Annotated in this window: 17 protein-coding genes; 13 read left to right on the forward strand and 4 right to left on the reverse strand. The window is 44.0% G+C overall.

Annotation, left to right across the window (positions count from 1 at the left end; translation table 11 throughout):
- Positions 1-24: 24 nt before the first annotated feature.
- On the reverse strand, positions 25-1,464 hold the full coding sequence (locus tag BDI_RS04060; protein ID WP_005857385.1) for a glutamate decarboxylase: 1,440 nt from the start codon (positions 1,462-1,464) through the stop codon (positions 25-27).
- Between the two features lie 222 nt (positions 1,465-1,686).
- Between BDI_RS04060 and BDI_RS04065 the strand changes: the two genes are divergently transcribed.
- From BDI_RS04065 to BDI_RS20965, 3 genes are read left to right on the forward strand one after another with little or no spacing between them, the layout of a single operon-like run.
- The gene (locus BDI_RS04065) at positions 1,687-2,913 is read left to right on the forward strand and encodes an MFS transporter (RefSeq protein WP_009017297.1); all 1,227 of its coding nucleotides are present in this window, start codon (positions 1,687-1,689) and stop codon (positions 2,911-2,913) included.
- A 32-nt stretch (positions 2,914-2,945) separates the two neighbouring features.
- On the forward strand, positions 2,946-3,860 hold the full coding sequence (locus tag BDI_RS04070) for a DMT family transporter (RefSeq protein ID WP_011966175.1): 915 nt from the start codon (positions 2,946-2,948) through the stop codon (positions 3,858-3,860).
- Between the two features lie 33 nt (positions 3,861-3,893).
- Positions 3,894-4,046: a hypothetical protein gene (locus BDI_RS20965; RefSeq protein WP_005857379.1), complete on the forward strand. Its 153-nt coding sequence runs from the start codon at positions 3,894-3,896 to the stop codon at positions 4,044-4,046.
- A 51-nt stretch (positions 4,047-4,097) separates the two neighbouring features.
- On the opposite strand, the gene BDI_RS04075 is transcribed toward BDI_RS20965, so the two are convergent.
- A complete protein-coding gene (locus BDI_RS04075) occupies positions 4,098-4,604 on the reverse strand; it encodes a GNAT family N-acetyltransferase (RefSeq protein ID WP_011966176.1) in 507 nt (168 codons plus the stop codon).
- A gap of 196 nt (positions 4,605-4,800) precedes the next feature.
- Between BDI_RS04075 and BDI_RS04080 the strand changes: the two genes are divergently transcribed.
- From BDI_RS04080 to BDI_RS04125, 10 genes are all read left to right on the forward strand, one after another.
- On the forward strand, positions 4,801-5,391 hold the full coding sequence (locus tag BDI_RS04080) for a hypothetical protein (RefSeq protein WP_005857375.1): 591 nt from the start codon (positions 4,801-4,803) through the stop codon (positions 5,389-5,391).
- 1 nt (position 5,392) lies between these two features.
- Positions 5,393-6,271, forward strand: a complete 879-nt coding sequence (locus BDI_RS04085) for a DUF2764 domain-containing protein (protein ID WP_009017298.1) — start codon at positions 5,393-5,395, stop codon at positions 6,269-6,271.
- A 3-nt stretch (positions 6,272-6,274) separates the two neighbouring features.
- Positions 6,275-8,032, forward strand: coding sequence for a V-type ATP synthase subunit A (locus BDI_RS04090; protein ID WP_011966177.1), 1,758 nt, complete (start codon positions 6,275-6,277; stop codon positions 8,030-8,032).
- A 7-nt stretch (positions 8,033-8,039) separates the two neighbouring features.
- Positions 8,040-9,356: a V-type ATP synthase subunit B gene (locus BDI_RS04095; protein ID WP_005857368.1), complete on the forward strand. Its 1,317-nt coding sequence runs from the start codon at positions 8,040-8,042 to the stop codon at positions 9,354-9,356.
- 11 nt (positions 9,357-9,367) lie between these two features.
- The gene (locus BDI_RS04100) at positions 9,368-9,991 is read left to right on the forward strand and encodes a V-type ATP synthase subunit D (RefSeq protein ID WP_005857366.1); all 624 of its coding nucleotides are present in this window, start codon (positions 9,368-9,370) and stop codon (positions 9,989-9,991) included.
- Positions 9,988-11,808 (forward strand): V-type ATP synthase subunit I, encoded by a 1,821-nt coding sequence (locus tag BDI_RS04105; protein WP_011966178.1) that lies wholly within the window; start codon positions 9,988-9,990, stop codon positions 11,806-11,808. Before BDI_RS04100 ends, BDI_RS04105 begins: the two co-directional genes overlap by 4 nt.
- A 54-nt stretch (positions 11,809-11,862) precedes the next feature.
- Positions 11,863-12,318, forward strand: a complete 456-nt coding sequence (locus tag BDI_RS04110) for a hypothetical protein (RefSeq protein ID WP_005857362.1) — start codon at positions 11,863-11,865, stop codon at positions 12,316-12,318.
- Between the two features lie 160 nt (positions 12,319-12,478).
- Positions 12,479-12,844: a BlaI/MecI/CopY family transcriptional regulator gene (locus BDI_RS04115; RefSeq protein WP_011966179.1), complete on the forward strand. Its 366-nt coding sequence runs from the start codon at positions 12,479-12,481 to the stop codon at positions 12,842-12,844.
- Positions 12,845-12,852: 8 nt separating this feature from the next.
- Positions 12,853-14,322: a M56 family metallopeptidase gene (locus BDI_RS04120; protein ID WP_011966180.1), complete on the forward strand. Its 1,470-nt coding sequence runs from the start codon at positions 12,853-12,855 to the stop codon at positions 14,320-14,322.
- On the forward strand, positions 14,319-14,810 hold the full coding sequence (locus BDI_RS04125) for a DUF4934 domain-containing protein (protein WP_008779781.1): 492 nt from the start codon (positions 14,319-14,321) through the stop codon (positions 14,808-14,810). The genes BDI_RS04120 and BDI_RS04125 overlap by 4 nt, the downstream gene beginning before the upstream one ends.
- Before the next feature lie 87 nt (positions 14,811-14,897).
- On the opposite strand, the gene crcB is transcribed toward BDI_RS04125, so the two are convergent.
- Positions 14,898-15,284 carry a fluoride efflux transporter CrcB gene (gene crcB, locus BDI_RS04130; protein WP_011966181.1) on the reverse strand — a complete coding sequence of 129 codons (387 nt, stop codon included), beginning with the start codon at positions 15,282-15,284 and terminating at the stop codon, positions 14,898-14,900.
- Between the two features lie 71 nt (positions 15,285-15,355).
- Positions 15,356-16,375: a phenylalanine--tRNA ligase subunit alpha gene (gene pheS, locus BDI_RS04135; protein ID WP_005857329.1), complete on the reverse strand. Its 1,020-nt coding sequence runs from the start codon at positions 16,373-16,375 to the stop codon at positions 15,356-15,358.
- Positions 16,376-16,382 lie beyond the last annotated feature (7 nt).

Consider the following 16,382-nt stretch of genomic DNA (forward strand, 5'->3'; position numbering starts at 1 on the left):
TGCACGCCTTGATGAATTTTGTTTTTATTTCTTAGCGTTGCTCATTGCGGTGTGAGTAAATACCTTACCCTTAACCGGAACGTTTTTGTCTTGAGCGATGCGAGTAGGAGTCGGATATTCAAGTTTCTCCAATGCCTCTACAGCGTTCTTGATATCACCTAATAACATATCGGCCATATCACGGCTGAAACCTTGACGAACTACGACACGCATAACCACGTAGTTATCCAGCTTCTTCGGTAGTGTATACGCTGGAACCATCCAACCGCTTTGTTGCAATTTATCTTGCAAATCGTAAAGTGTCCATTTGGCGTTCTTAGCGTAATCCGGTTTCATGTACCAAATAAACAATGGATTCACAACCTCGTTGCTGTAATTAACGAATGGGGCCATCTTACCGATTTCTTGGTGGATGTATTTCGTGATTTCCATACTGTTATATTGGATTTGTTTGTAGCCCTCGAATCCGAGACGGATAAACTGATAGTATTGTCCGAGGATTTGTGCGGCAGGACGAGAGAAGTTCAAACCAACCTGAGTGATATTCGCTCCAAGATAGTTTACGCTGAATGCCATTTCTTCCGGCAAATATTTCTTGTCTTTCCAAACAACCCAACCCAATCCCGGGTAAACCAATCCGAATTTATGTCCGGATGTGCTGATAGAAAGAACCCATTTCAAACGGAAGTCCCATTTTGTCTCCGGGCTTAAGAACGGAAGGATAAAACCACCGCTGGCGGCATCTACGTGGATAGGTATATCATAACCGGTCTTGGCATTGTATGCGTCGAGCGCTTTGTCCAAGGCTTCTACGTCATCGTTCAGTCCTGTCCATGTTACACCTTGGATAGGAACGATACAAATCGTGTTCTCGTCACACATCTTAAGTGCTTCTTCCGGATCAAGTGTCGTCTTGTCTAAAGTCAAGGGAACTTCACGCATTTCGATTTGCCATAGCTGGGCGAATTTCTCCCATACGACTTGGAAGCCAGTAGAGATCACGAAATTAGGCTTGTCAGTTGGTTTACCTTGTGCTTGTCTCTTTTTGCGCCAACGTAACCAAGCGGCTACACCACCTAGCATACAAGCCTCTGAAGAACCGATAGCCAAGGCTCCGGTTTTCCATTTTTCTTGCTCGGGAGAATTCCAAAGACTCGCCATGATATTAATACATTTGGCGTTCATAACAGCGATTCTCGGATACTCTGTTTCGTCAATATAGTTGATGTTGATAGCCTCGTTCATCAATTTTGTCGCGTACTCGTCCATATACGTAGTAACGAATGTAGCTAGGTTCAAGCGAGGCTGTGTTTGTGCGAAAGTCTCGTCTTTAACCATTTGATAAGCGATCTCCGGGGTTGTAGGGCCATCTGGAATCTTATCTACAGGAGAGGGTGTCAACATCACTTCTGAGCCAAAAATCGCTGTTTTGGCATCGCCATTTCTGAAATTTGAGTCTTTCATTTTTCTTTAGTTTTTTTGTTAATAAAATGATTTGAATCAATGGAATACTGCTTCCACTGAGCGTTTATGCCAAAACAGATTATGGATTGGAAAGTTTTTTGGATTTACATTATTTGGGGTTTATTAGCGATACAAGTCCAGTCCTCTTGGAAAGAGCGAAAATGATGAACTTTCACATAAAATGTTTGTTTTGATTAGATAAAAACGTAAAACTAAATCTTTATGAGAATACAGACAGGCCGGGGCACAATTCCCCTTATAACTCTGGTAGGGATATGGTCTATCTCCGCTTTAAATGCATTACCGGGTTTAGCGGTTTCTCCGATATTAGGGAAACTTTCCGTTATTTTTCCTCATTCTACGGAACTGGATATCCAGATGCTTTCCTCTTTGCCATCGTTATTGATAATTCCATTTATTATATTGTCGGGTAAATTAACGGAGAAAGTAAATGAGATACGTCTATTGCAATTAGGCTTGGTGATCTTTGCCCTAAGTGGTATTCTATACTTACTCTCTAATAAGATGTGGCAGTTGATAGCGGTGAGCGCCTTAATGGGAATCGGATCTGGCTTGATCGTACCCTTATCGACCGGTTTGATATCTCGTTTCTTTATCGGGAAATACCGGACGAAGCAATTTGGTTTAAGTTCTGCTATTACGAATGTAACGTTGGTATTAGCCACGATCTTAACGGGATATCTGGCGGAGGTGAATTGGCATTTACCGTTTGCCGTTTATCTATTGCCCTTGATTTCCATCGTACTTTCCGTATACTTGAAAAGGAGTATGGAAAATGAGTCGGCGATCGTATCGAAATCAGAAGTGAAAGCCCCTGTTACGGCAGATCCCGTCACGGTTCCGGGTAAATATGGTGTGGATATAAAGCATCTGGTACAAATCATGTGTTTTTATGGATTGGCTACGTATTTAGTGATTATTGTCAGCTTTAACTTACCGTTTTTAATGAAGGAATATAAGTTTACAAGCGGTAATTCCGGATTAATGATATCATTGTTTTTCTTGGCTATTATGGCTCCCGGTTTTATCTTGAATCAGATCGTTGATTTATTTAAGCAAAAGACAAAATTTGTCAGTCTATTGGCGATCGCTTTAGGGATGGCCTTGATTTTGATATCTCGTACGGAATGGCTAATTGGATTGGGATGTATTTTTATCGGTTTCGGATATGGTGTTATCCAGCCAATCGCTTATGATAAAACGACTCGTACGGCCATTCCTGAGAAAGTTACATTGGCATTAGCTTTCGTGATGGCGATGAATTATTTGGCGATATTACTTTGTCCGTTTATTATCGATTTCTTCCAGTCTATGCTCCATGTCAAGAGCCAGCAATTCGCGTTTATTTTTAACCTCTGTATTGCGCTGGTCGCTACGATCTGGGCTTATGTAAAACGAGACTCGTTCCTTTTCAACGATAAAATATGATTTACGAATATAAAACTAAAAAACGATAGACAGTGAAAAATAAGAAAACAGAAGCTAATATTAGCATGGTGGTCTCAAAAACTTTCAGTGGATTGAATATGAACGCCTTGAAATACTTGCTTCCCTTATGGATGAGCCCGTTGACGGGCGCTTCTTTCCGATGCGTGTTTGCGGCCGTGGCGTTTTGGGTGATCGGCTGGTTTATGAAACCGGAGGTTTCTACGACGAAAGATAAGGTGTGGCTATTCTTATTAGGCGCTATCGGTATCTATGGTTTTATGTTTCTTTATTTAGTGGGGCTTAGCAAGACAACGCCGGTCTCGAGTTCTATTTTCACGAGCTTGCAACCGATCTGGGTATTTTTGATTATGGTATTCTTTTATAAGGAAAAGGCTACTTGGATGAAAATACTCGGTATCTTGATTGGTTTATCCGGGGCCTTGGTTTGCATCTTGACCCAGCAAAGCGACGATTTAGCGGCGGACGCTTTTAATGGGAATATGCTATGTCTGGCTAGCTCCGTGTTTTATGCCGTGTATCTGGTATTAAGCCAGCGGATCTTACAAAAAGTAGGGACGATGACGATGCTTCGATATACATTCACGGGCGCCGCTTTCTCCAGTCTATTGATTTTGCCGATAGAAGGCTTTCATGCTCCTTTATTCTCGGAGCCATTTCATTGGTGGCCTTTTGCCGTATTGATGTTTGTGCTTATTTTCCCTACGGTAATCAGTTATCTGTTGATTCCTATCGGATTGAAGTATTTGAAAACTACGTTGGTGGCTATTTATGGCTATCTGATCTTGATCGTGGCAACGATTACATCCCTATTGATCGGGCAAGACCGTTTCAGTTGGACACAGACGTTCGCCATTATCTGTATTTGCGCCGGGGTTTATCTGGTTGAGATAGCGGAAGGAAAAGAGAAACAAACAGTCAAGGTTTGACTTATTAAATATGAACTATTAAATTGTAGCGTTATGGATAAAAAACAAGAAAAGAAAATCTGGAACTCTCAACTTGCGATTGAGAATCCGAAGAATGATAGGATCGCTGTTATTTACTCTGTAAAAGTTAGTAGTGTACGAATCCTAGAGAAACCTCGTAATCCGAAAAGAGGGAAGACCCGTTGACAATCATCATCCCCTATTCTATATATAAATATATGAATAGGGGATGACTGTCTATTTATTCTCCACTTCCATGCCCATGATATAATCGTTCATGAAATAGCCGTTTCCTATATGATGGTCCCGTGTGCCTATTTCCCGTAATCCCATATGTCTGTAGAAGCCTATGGCGGGATTGTAGCGGTTTACGTATAATTCTATAGTGAAAGGTCCGGTATGTACCTCCTTCAAATAGTTAATACCTTGTTCGATGATAAAACGCCCGATTCCCGTGCCATGCATTTCCGGTAGGGAATAGATCTTTTGAAAATTGTACGTGTTTTCACCTGTTTTCTCTATGGATAAATAGCCTGCCGGCATATCGTCCGCCAATATAATAAAATATTGATGATGTAACTCTTCCATTTGTTTAAGAATGTTATCCGGAGCGTACATCATATCGAACATATAATCCAATTGCTCTTTAGAAAGTATCTTTCCATACGTGTTCTCCCAAATGCGTGAGGCAAGGTCATGAATAAGAGAACGGTCATCAATAGTCGCTTTTTTAATCGTAAACATGTTAATTTTGTATTTTGACTCACAAAGATACAAATAGACGAACAAAAATACAATATAGACGAATGTAAATAGAATTTTACTTGACTAGTGTTATTTTTTAGCTTGATTTCACACTTATTTTGATGTTAATCCGCGAAAAATAATAACTTTGTGGGCGTTTACTATTGAAAAATACAATTCAAATACATAATAGGAAATGGATACAAAGATTCAGGAACTAACAGACAAGATCTACAAGGAAGGTGTAGAGAAGGGGAACGAAGAAGCGGGGCGTATAATCGCCGAGGCCAATGCTCAAAAGGATACGATTCTTAAAGATGCGGAAGCGGAAGCGAAACGTATCGTAGCGGCTGCCGAGAAACAAGCTGCCGAGTTGAAGAAGAATACGGAAGCCGAATTGAAATTGTTCGCCACCCAGTCTGTCGAGGCGTTAAAGAGCGAGGTGACAAACCTTATCACTGGTGATATCGCTAGTTCGAATGTGAAAGCGGCGTTGATGGATCCCGCCTATATGCAGAAAGTGATCCTTGAGCTTGTGAAAAGCTGGCCCGCTAATGAGTTCTTGACTATCCAAGCTTCTGATTCCGATGGCTTGAAGGCGTATTTTGAGGCCAATGCCAAAGGCTTGCTAGAGAAAGGGTATAAGATCGAGAAGGTAAGCGGAAAGAAAGCGTCTTTCTCTATTATCCCGGCGGATGGGTCTTATAAAGTGACGTTTGGCGAAGACGAGTTTATCGAGTTCTTTAAAGAGTTCTTGCGTCCGCAATTAGTAGAAATGCTGTTCTGATATGAGTAAGTATTACTACTTAATCTCCGGACTTCCTAACATAGCGTTGGATGATAGTAAACTAGCCTATTCGGTCTGTGAGTTCCGGACGGAAATAGAGGATATGCTATCTTCTAAGGATAAAAAGCTGATTGATTTATTTTATTTGAAATATGATAATATAAATCTGCTGGCTCACGCTAAAAGACCGGACTCCGATCCGGATCAAAGAGGAAGAATAACGTATGATGAGTTCAATACTTTATATAAAGCGTTGAAGGATGAGGAAAAAATTCCCAAAAATGATAATCTCCCGCCTTATTTCGTGCAATTCTTTAAACTGTATCTAGCCGAAGAGGCTAAGGACACCAAAAGCGAGAAAGAATATATATCATGGGAAGACCGCTTGGCTGCGTTATATTATGAATATGCCATGAAATGTGGGAATAAGTTCGTGGCTGATTGGTTCGAGCTTAACCTGAATATCAACAATGTTCTTACTGCGATCACTTGCCGTAAATATGGATTTGATAAGGCCAATTATATCGTGGGGCATAATGAGATAGCAGAAAATATCCGTACGTCGAACGCCCGTGATTTCGGCTTGGGCGATTCCGTGGAATATTTGCCCGAGTTACAACGCATCGCCGAAGAGACCGATCTGATCGTTCGTGAGAAGAAAATCGATCTTTTGAAATGGAAATGGCTGGACGATAATACCTTCTTCAAGACGTTCGACATAGAGAGTGTATTCGCTTATTTATTGAAATTGGAGATGATAGAGCGCTGGGTAACCTTGGATAAGGCGAGAGGCGAGAAGACTTTCCGTGAATTGGTAGGCGCCATGAAGATGGGTAGTGAGAATGCGTTGGAAGAATTTAAAAGAAACAATATAAAATAAATTATGGCTACGAAAGGAATTGTAAAAGGAATCGTATCCAACCTAGTAACCGTAGAGGTGGATGGTCCGGTTTCTCAGAATGAGATCTGTTACATTTCTGTCGGAGGCGTGAAGCTGATGTCGGAAGTAATCAAGGTGATAGGTAAGAATGCCTTTGTACAAGTATTTGAGAGCACACGTGGTATGCGTGTCGGCGACGAGGCTGAATTCCAAGGGCATATGTTGGAAGTTACGCTGGGTCCGGGTATGTTGTCCCGCAACTATGACGGTTTGCAGAATGACTTGGACAAGATGGAAGGTGTATTCTTGAAACGTGGCGATTATACGTTTGCGTTGGACAATGATAAGAAGTGGGATTTCAAGCCTCTGGCTAAAGCGGGCGATACCGTGAGCGCCGGTGATTGGCTGGGAGAGGTGGACGAGAATTTCCAACCTCATAAGATTATGGTCCCCTTTAAGTTCGAGGGATCTTATACTGTGAAATCGGTGGTTCCAGCCGGACAATATACCATCAATGATACGATGGCTGTCCTTACGGACGAAAATGGCACGGACGTAAACGTGACGATGATCCAGAAATGGCCAGTAAAGAAAGCTATCACTTGTTATAAGGAAAAGCCCCGTCCATTCAAATTGCTGGAGACGGGCGTTCGTACGATCGATACCGTGAACCCGATCGTTGAGGGTGGTACCGGATTTATCCCCGGTCCGTTCGGTACGGGCAAGACGGTGCTTCAGCACGCTATCTCTAAACAAGCGGAAGCGGATATCGTGATTATCGCCGCCTGCGGTGAGCGTGCGAATGAGGTCGTAGAGGTATTTACGGAGTTCCCGGAATTGGTAGACCCGCATACGGGACGTAAATTGATGGAACGTACGATCATTATCGCCAATACATCCAACATGCCGGTAGCCGCTCGTGAGGCATCCGTATATACGGCGATGACCATCGCCGAGTATTATCGCAGCATGGGTTTGAAGGTTCTGTTGATGGCCGACTCTACTTCCCGCTGGGCACAGGCTTTGCGTGAGATGTCCAACCGTTTGGAGGAGTTGCCGGGACCGGATGCTTTCCCGATGGACTTGTCCGCTATCGTGGCGAACTTCTACGCTCGTGCGGGATTCGTTCATTTGAATAACAACGCTACAGGCTCCGTCACTTTCATCGGTACGGTATCGCCGGCCGGTGGAAACTTGAAGGAGCCAGTGACCGAGAATACGAAGAAGGTGGCCCGTTGTTTCTATGCCTTGGAGCAGGAGCGTGCCGACCGTAAACGTTATCCGGCCGTAAACCCGATCGAGAGTTATTCCAAGTATATCGAGTATCCAGAGTTTCAGGAATACATCGCTAAACATATCTCCCCGGAATGGATCGAGAAAGTAAACGAGATCAAGACCCGTATGTTGCGTGGTAAGGAGATCTCCGAGCAAATCAATATCTTGGGTGATGATGGTGTGCCTGTCGAGTATCACGTTACATTCTGGAAGTCCGAGTTGATCGACTTCGTGATCTTGCAACAGGATGCTTTCGATGCCATCGATGCGGTTACTCCGTTGCGACGTCAGGAATTCATGCTGGATAGAGTCGTAAATGTTTGCCGTTCAGAGTTTAAGTTTGATAACTTCCTTGAGGTTATGGACTACTTTAAGAAGATGATCAACATCTTTAAGCAGATGAACTATTCGGAATATGAGAGTGACCAATTCAAGAAGTTTAATACGGAACTGGATGAACTTTTGAAGGAGAGAATCGAAAATTAAAAGAGTTATGGCAACAAAAGCATTTCAAAAAATATATACGAAGATTACCCAGATCACAAAAGCTACCTGTTCGCTGAAAGCAACGGGAGTTGGGTATGATGAGTTGGCCTCTGTAGACGGAAAGCTGGCTCAGGTGGTAAAGATTATCGGCGACGAGGTGACGTTGCAGGTATTCTCCGGAACGGAAGGTATCCGTACGAATGCCGAGGTGGTATTCATGGGGAAGGCCCCTTCCTTGAAAGTAGGTGACCAGTTAGCCGGACGTTTCTTCAACGCTTATGGCGAGCCTATCGATGGCGGTCCGATCCCCGAGGGACGTGAGGTCGAGATCGGTGGTCCGTCCGTGAACCCGGTACGTCGTAAACAACCCTCTGAATTAATCGCTACGGGTATCGCCGGTATCGACTTGAATAATACCTTGGTAACCGGTCAGAAGATCCCGTTCTTCGCCGACCCCGACCAGCCTTTCAACCAAGTTATGGCGATGGTAGCCTTGCGTGCGAAGTCCGATAAGATTATCTTGGGAGGTATGGGTATGACGAACGACGACTACCTGTTCTTTAAGAATACATTTAGTAACGCCGGTGCCCTAGACCGTATCGTTAGTTTTATCAACACGACCGAGGACCCGTCCGTAGAGCGTATCTTGATCCCGGATATGGCGTTGAGCGCCGCTGAGTATTTCGCCGTGGAGAAGAACGAGAAGGTCTTGGTATTGCTTACCGATATGACCAACTACGCCGATGCCTTGGCGATCGTATCAAACCGTATGGACCAGATCCCGTCTAAGGACTCTATGCCGGGTTCCTTATATTCGGATTTGGCGAAGATTTACGAGAAAGCCGTTCAATTCCCGGCGGGAGGTTCCATCACGATTATCGCCGTAACGACCTTATCCGGTGGTGATATCACGCATGCCGTACCTGATAATACGGGTTATATCACGGAAGGTCAGTTGTATTTGCGTCGTGATAGCGATGTGGGTAAGGTCATCGTCGATCCGTTCCGAAGCTTGTCTCGTTTGAAACAGCTGGTAACCGGAAAGAAGACCCGTGAGGATCATCCACAGGTAATGAACGCCGCCGTACGTTTGTATGCCGATGCCGCCAACGCTAAGACCAAGCTGGAGAATGGTTTCGACTTGACCGACTACGACAACCGTACCTTGTCTTTCGCCAAGGATTATTCTTCTAAGCTGTTGGCTATCGACGTAAACTTGGATACGACGGAGATGCTGGACGTAGCTTGGGGATTGTTCGCTAGATATTTCAGCCCGGAGGAGGTAAATATCAAACAAGGATTGGTTGATAAGTACTGGAAGTAAATTAAATAAACATGGCAATAAAGTTTCAATATAATAAAACCTCTCTTCAGCAATTGGAAAAGCAACTGAAGATGCGTGAACGCTCCCTGCCTACGATCAAGAGCAAGGAGAGCGCCCTGCGTATCGAGGTGAAGCGGACCAAGGACGAAGTGAATAAATTGGAACTTCAGCTAGAACGAGAGATTCAGAGTTACGAGAATATGGTGGCTTTGTGGAACGAGTTCAATCCGGAGCTGATCTCCGTGAAGGACGTGACGCTTTCCACGAAGAAGATCGCCGGCGTGATCGTCCCGTTATTGGACGAGATCAAGTTCGAGATCGGACACTATAGTCTCTTTAATGCCCCCGCATGGTATACAGATGGTATCGAGTTGCTGAAAAAGCTGGCTCGTACCGGTATCGAGGCGGAGTTCTCGGGCATGAAGCTGGAGTTGTTGGAGCATGCTAGGAAAAAGACCACTCAGAAGGTGAACCTGTTTGAGAAGGTACAGATTCCGGGTTATAAGGATGCGATCCGTAAGGTGAAACGGTTTATGGAAGACGAGGAGAGTCTTTCTAAGTCCTCACAGAAGATCATGAGAGCCAATCAGGAGAAACGTAAGGCAAAAGAAGAAAAAGAGGAGGCCGAGGTATGATAGTAAAGATGAGTAAATATGCCTTTATGGTGTTCCATAAGGAGTATGATACGTTCCTTTCTACGCTTCGTGACTTAGGTGTCGTCCATATCAAGGAGACAAACTCCGTGATGGATAACGAGAGGTTGCAAGAGCTTCTGGCTGAGCGTAAACAGATCAATACGCTGATGCGTTACTTTAAGAACCTCCATGCGGCGGAGAAAGACGTTAAGTTTGCCCCGGCCCGTGAGTTGACGAAAGAGGAAGGCTTGAAGTTGGTGCGTAAGATAGAGGAATTGCAAGATAAGAAAGCGCAATTGATCGCTTCCAAGCAATCGATCGAGAAGGATCTGGCTTATATGGAAATATGGGGTGAGTTCAGTTATCAGAATATCAACCGTCTGAAAAGAGCGGGATACGATGTTACGTTCTTTACCTGTCCTACCGCTAAGTACGAGCCGGAATGGGGCGTGCTGTATAACGCCATTCTGATCAATAACTTCCAATCGGTAACGTATTTTATCACGATTACCAAGGAAGGTACCTTGATCGATATAGACGCTGAACGTCCGAAGATGCCGGTTCAAGGATTGGCGAAGTTGCGTGCCCGTCTGGATCAACGTACCAAGGATATCCAGAATGTGGAGGATGAGCTGAAACATCGTGCCGTGGAGGATTATAAAACGTTGGAGGAATTCGATAAGAACCTGCAGGACGAGTTTAATCTTTCTAATGCGTTAGTGCAGACAGACCGGCAAGCGGGTGATAAGCTCATGTTGTTGGAAGGTTGGGTGCCGACGGAAAACGCTCCGGCCTTGGAGCACGAGCTGGATAAGCAAGGTTATTTCTTCCAGCAATTAGAGATCGAGGATGGGGATAAGGTGCCTATCAAGTTACGGAATAATAAATTCAGTAAGCTGTACGAGCCTATCACGAAGATGTTCTCCTTGCCTAATTACGGTGAACTTGATCCGACCCCGTTGTTCGCCCCGTTCTTTATGCTGTTCTTCGGACTTTGTTTCGGCGATGGCGGATACGGTTTGTTGGTCATGATCGCTTGTACGATCTTGAAGAAGAAGGTGAACCCGGACTTCAAGCCTTATTTGACCTTGTTCCAGTATTTAGGTTTCGCCGCCTTATTGGTGGGTACTTGTACGGGATCTTTCTTCGGAGTGGCCTTGGCGGATATCCCGGCTTTGTCAAAGATCAAGAACTACTTTGTGAATAGCGACAACTTGATGACATTCTCTATTGTCATCGGTTTGGTACAGATCATATTCGGTAAATGTGTCGCTGCTTACAAGATCAAGATACAGAAAGGAACGAAACACAGTATTGCTCCGTTCGCTTGGGTGTTCGTGATCATATCCTTGGCGTTGGCGTTCGGACTTCCGATGTTGAACGTTCACTTGCCGAACGCTGTCGTTATGGTATGTTACGGAATCGCCATCTTGGGTCTGGTTGTCGCTTATCTGTACAATACACCGGGCAAGAACGTATTCTTGAACTTTGGTACCGGACTTTGGAACACGTACAATATGGCCTCCGGATTGCTGGGTGATACGTTATCATACATTCGTTTGTTCGCTATCGGTCTGACCGGTTCCATCTTGGGTGGCGTATTTAATACGTTGGCGGTTACGATGACAGACGGTATGAATATCGTGGCACGTGCGATTTGTATGTTGTTGATCTTGTTAGTGGGTCACTCCATCAATATCGCTCTTTGTACGATCAGCTCCTTGGTACACCCGCTTCGTTTGATCTTCGTGGAATATTACAAGAACGCAGAGTTCGAAGGTGGAGGTAAGGCTTATGAGCCATTCAGAAAAGCATAACAATTAAACGAGAAAATAAAACAATAAAAGAATAATTTAAAAACACATTTTATTATGGAACCAATTTTATTAGCTTATGTAGGTATTGCGTTGATGACAGGTTTAACTTTTATCGGCAGTAGTTATGGTGTTACGATCGCAGGTAATGCGGTGGTAGGTGCGATGAAGAAAAATCCGGATGCTCTGGGTACGTACATCGCTTTAAGTGCGTTGCCTTCTTCACAGGGTTTGTATGGATTCGTGGGCTACTTTATGATGCAGAAGTTCTTGGTCGCTGATATTTCCATGTTGGCCGCTACGGCTGTTTTCGGCGCTGGTTTAGTGTTAGGTTTCGCTGGTTTTTACTCTTCAATCCGCCAAGCTCAAGTTTGCGCGAATGGTATCGCTGGTGTTGGTGCCGGACACAACGTATTCGGTGCTACGATGGTAATGGCCGTATTCCCTGAGTTATACGCTATCTTGGCCTTATTGGTTGTGATCTTGATTGGCGGAACGATTCCTGTCGCCTAATCATTCAAACATCTGGATATAATAAAGGCCGTCCCGGACATTCCCGGGGCGGCTTTTTTGATTGGATCAATGAATAAACTATCTCTTTTAGTTTATTAACTATACGAATTAGTTTTGTAACTAAAAGTTTTAGTTACTTTGTCGCAAACAAGATAAGGTTATGAAACGACTTACGGCGAAAGAAGAAGAAATCATGGGCTGGTTCTGGCAGAAAGGCCCATTGTTCGTGAAGGAGCTACTTGAATATTACGAGGAGCCTAAACCTCATTTCAATACCCTTTCTACGATTGTCCGAGGCTTGGAGGAGAAAAGTTTCCTCGCCCATAAGAATTTCGGGAATAGCTATCAATATTATGCGGTCTTAACAGAAAAGGAGTATAGCAACGGTACGTTGAAAAATGTGATCGCTAAGTATTTCAATAATTCTTATCTGGGGGTTGTCTCTACGCTGATCAAGGAAGAGGATATCTCTGTGGATGATCTGCGAAAACTAATAGATGATGTAGAACAAGGGAATCGTAAATAAGAACGAATATGGGAATCTTCTTTGTATATATCCTTAAATCATCCGTGTGCTTGACGATATTTTATCTGTTTTATAAGCTATTGTTGAGCCGTGATACCTTCCATCGTTTCAACCGGATCGCTTTATTAAGCTTGATCATGCTTTCTGTTATCATCCCATTTTGTGAGATTACTTTGGAGGAAGCGACGGCCATTCAGCGTCCGGTCATGGATTTGGAGAATTTGCTAGCGGCGGTTTCCATGAGAACGTCGGCAGAATCCGCTAGCCAACCTGTATGGTTACGAGTTATGGTGATAGCCTATATAATTGGAGGGATATTAACGCTTTGTCAATTCGCATATTCATTTTATGCCTTGTTTCGGTTGATGAGACAAGGTACACCGAAGCTGGTGGACGGAATCCATCTGATTCTTACGGACCAACCAGTCGTCCCGTTCAGTTGGATGCGAACGATCGTAATAAGCCGGAAGGATTTTGAGGAAAGTGGGATAGAGATCATGACGCATGAGATGGCGCATATAAAAGCCCGTCATTCCATTGATCTGCTGATCTCCGAGATTTGTATCCTGTTCCATTGGTTCAACCCATCTGTCTGGTTGTTGAGGCAGGAATTACAAAATATCCATGAATACGAGGCCGACGAGAGCGTATTAAATCAAGGCGTCGACGCAAAAAGATATCAATTATTATTAATCAAAAAAGCTGTTGGTGCACAGCGCTTCACTTCTATGGCCAACAGCTTTAATCACAGTTCACTTAAAAAGCGAATAGCTATGATGTTAAAACAAAAATCAAGTCCATGGGCACGGTTGAAGTATCTGTATGTACTCCCGTTGGCAGCCTTAACGGTGGTAGCCTTTGCCCGTCCGGAAATCTCTCACGAATTGGAGAAGATTTCGAGTGTCAAAATTAGCGAAATTATTCCGGTTCAGGAAAAAAAAGAGCCTAAAAGAAATGTAGAAGTTGAGACCCTCGCAAGGGATTCGGTCGTTTCTGAAAAAGATATGCAAGCGATACAGGAAAAGGTCTCGGCCGTGATGGAGAAATACCAGCCGGAGATTGACAAGGCGGTTGAAGAGGCAGTGAAAGCGGCGAATATCGACGAGATCGTTTCTGCGGAAATGGCGAAACACCAGGCTGAGATCGACAAGGCTGTGCAAGCGGCGATAGAGGCCGCCAAGATAAATGAGACTATCGCCGCCGAGATGGAGAAGATTCAACCGGAGATCAACCGAGCCATAGAGGAGGCCATGAAAGCCATAGACATCAATGAGAAGGCTGCTAAGGAGGCATCAAAGGAAAAGTCCTCTTTCTCCGGTATTGTCTACATCGATGGGATGGAATCTTCTAAAGAGAGGATGGACAATTTGAATCCCGATCGTATTGCGTCTATGAATGTGTACAAAGGAAACGAGGCGATCGCTAAATTCGGAGAGAAAGGTCGTAATGGCGTTATCGAGATAAAATTGAAGAAATGATTTTCGCGTATATATGCAAGGTAGGCTTGTTCGGCTCCCTCTGTGCGGGAATGTTTCTAACCTCCTGTATGGAGCGTGAAAACGAAGAAGCGAGCAAGCGGGTGATTGAGGTAGGTAAAGCTATCTCATCGCCTGCCGAGCTGAAAGCCTCTGATTATTTTGATGAGATCCGGTATGTCCCTTTAGAGACGAGGGATGATTGTCTAGTCGGAAGTTCTCCTGATATCAAGTTATTGGATAAATATATTCTGATCACTTCCGCTAACCGGCAATGTCTTTTGTTTGATAAGGCTACAGGAAAGTTTAAATGTCAGATAGGGCATGTAGGGAAGGATCCGGGTGGCTATAGAAACGTAGACTGCTTGGTGGACGAGTTGAACGGGCGTTTGCTGTTTAATGGATGGGGACATGATTTGATTAGCTATAATCTGGATGGCAATTATATCGGAAAAATAGAGCTTCTTATTTTTCTAAGAAAGTATTCTTGAGGTTAGTAAATAGATAATTTGGAAACAGCTTTATTCGATATAACACGGCCTTGTCATGACTGACTTGTGCCGTGTTTTTTTATTTATTTACTTGATCATTGTAATGATATTCTTCCCAAGTATGATCCCAAGGAAGACCGCTATCAAACCAAGGATATTACTGGCAAGTACATTGAGTAGTGCCATCTTGTATTCTCCGGTACGCATAAGTACCATCGTGTCGAGAGCAAAAGAAGAGAAAGTCGTGAAACCACCGAAAAGACCAGTGAATAGGAAAGCTCTTGTATTGATAGAAAAATTATAGGCTTCCGCTATACTCCAGCAGAAGCCGATTAAAAAGGAGCCGATCACATTGACCGACAAGATACCAAAAGGAAAGGAGTAAAGCATCGATCGTTGCATCCACGTGGAAACTCCGAACCGTAGCGCAGATCCGATAGCTCCTCCTATTATTAAAAGAAAAACCTTTATCATAATCAACCTAGTGTGTTTCCCCCGGGCTAGGTTAAGGCCCGGGGAGATGGTAAATGATTTAGGTTTTCAATTTAATTGGCCGACTCAAACTGTCTCAAGAAACGAACATCGTTTTCCGAGAACATGCGTAAGTCTTTTACTTGGTATTTCAAATTGGTAATACGCTCGATACCCATTCCCAATGCGTAGCCTGAATAAACCTTGCTATCGATACCGCAGTTCTCAAGCACGTTCGGGTCTACCATACCGCAACCGAGGATCTCTACCCAACCGGTTCCTTTACAGAAGGGGCAACCCTTACCTCCACAAATGTTGCAGGAGATGTCCATCTCGGCGGATGGCTCCGTGAACGGGAAGTAAGAAGGACGCAAGCGAATTTTTGTATCCGGACTGAACATTTCCTTGGCGAAGAACAACAAGGCTTGTTTCAAGTCGGCGAATGAGACGTTCTTATCTACATATAACGCTTCTACTTGATGGAAGAAACAGTGAGCACGATAGGAGATAGCCTCATTACGATATACACGTCCCGGACAGATGATACGAATAGGCGGTTCTTGCTTTTCCATTACTCGGGTCTGTACGGAAGAAGTATGTGTGCGAAGCAATACATCCGGGTTATGCTGGATAAAGAACGTATCTTGCATATCGCGGGCAGGATGGTCCTCGGCGAAATTCAAGGAAGAGAAGACATGCCAGTCGTCCTCGATTTCCGGTCCCTCAGCGATGCTGAATCCTAACCGTCCGAATATATCGCAAATTTCTTTCTTTACAAGTGATAGAGGATGACGAGTGCCTAGTTCGATCGGGTAAGCCGTACGAGTCAAATCGATATCATCGTTTGCGGTCTGTACATTCTCAAAGCTTTCTTTTAATTCGTTGATCTTGCTCTGGGTTGTTTCCTTTAGTTCGTTCAAGTATTTGCCAACCTCACGTTTTTGATCAGCCGCTACATTACGGAAATCATTCATCAACGCCGATATCTCGCCTTTTTTGCTGAGATACTTTATACGTAAAGCTTCTAGTTCCTCGGCATTTGCCGCTTTCATATTCTCTACTTCTTGAAGCAGAGCCTTAATTTTATCGAGCATTTCTAAT

Origin of the sequence: Parabacteroides distasonis ATCC 8503 (assembly GCF_000012845.1) — a bacterium.
In the GTDB taxonomy this organism is placed as follows: domain Bacteria; phylum Bacteroidota; class Bacteroidia; order Bacteroidales; family Tannerellaceae; genus Parabacteroides; species Parabacteroides distasonis.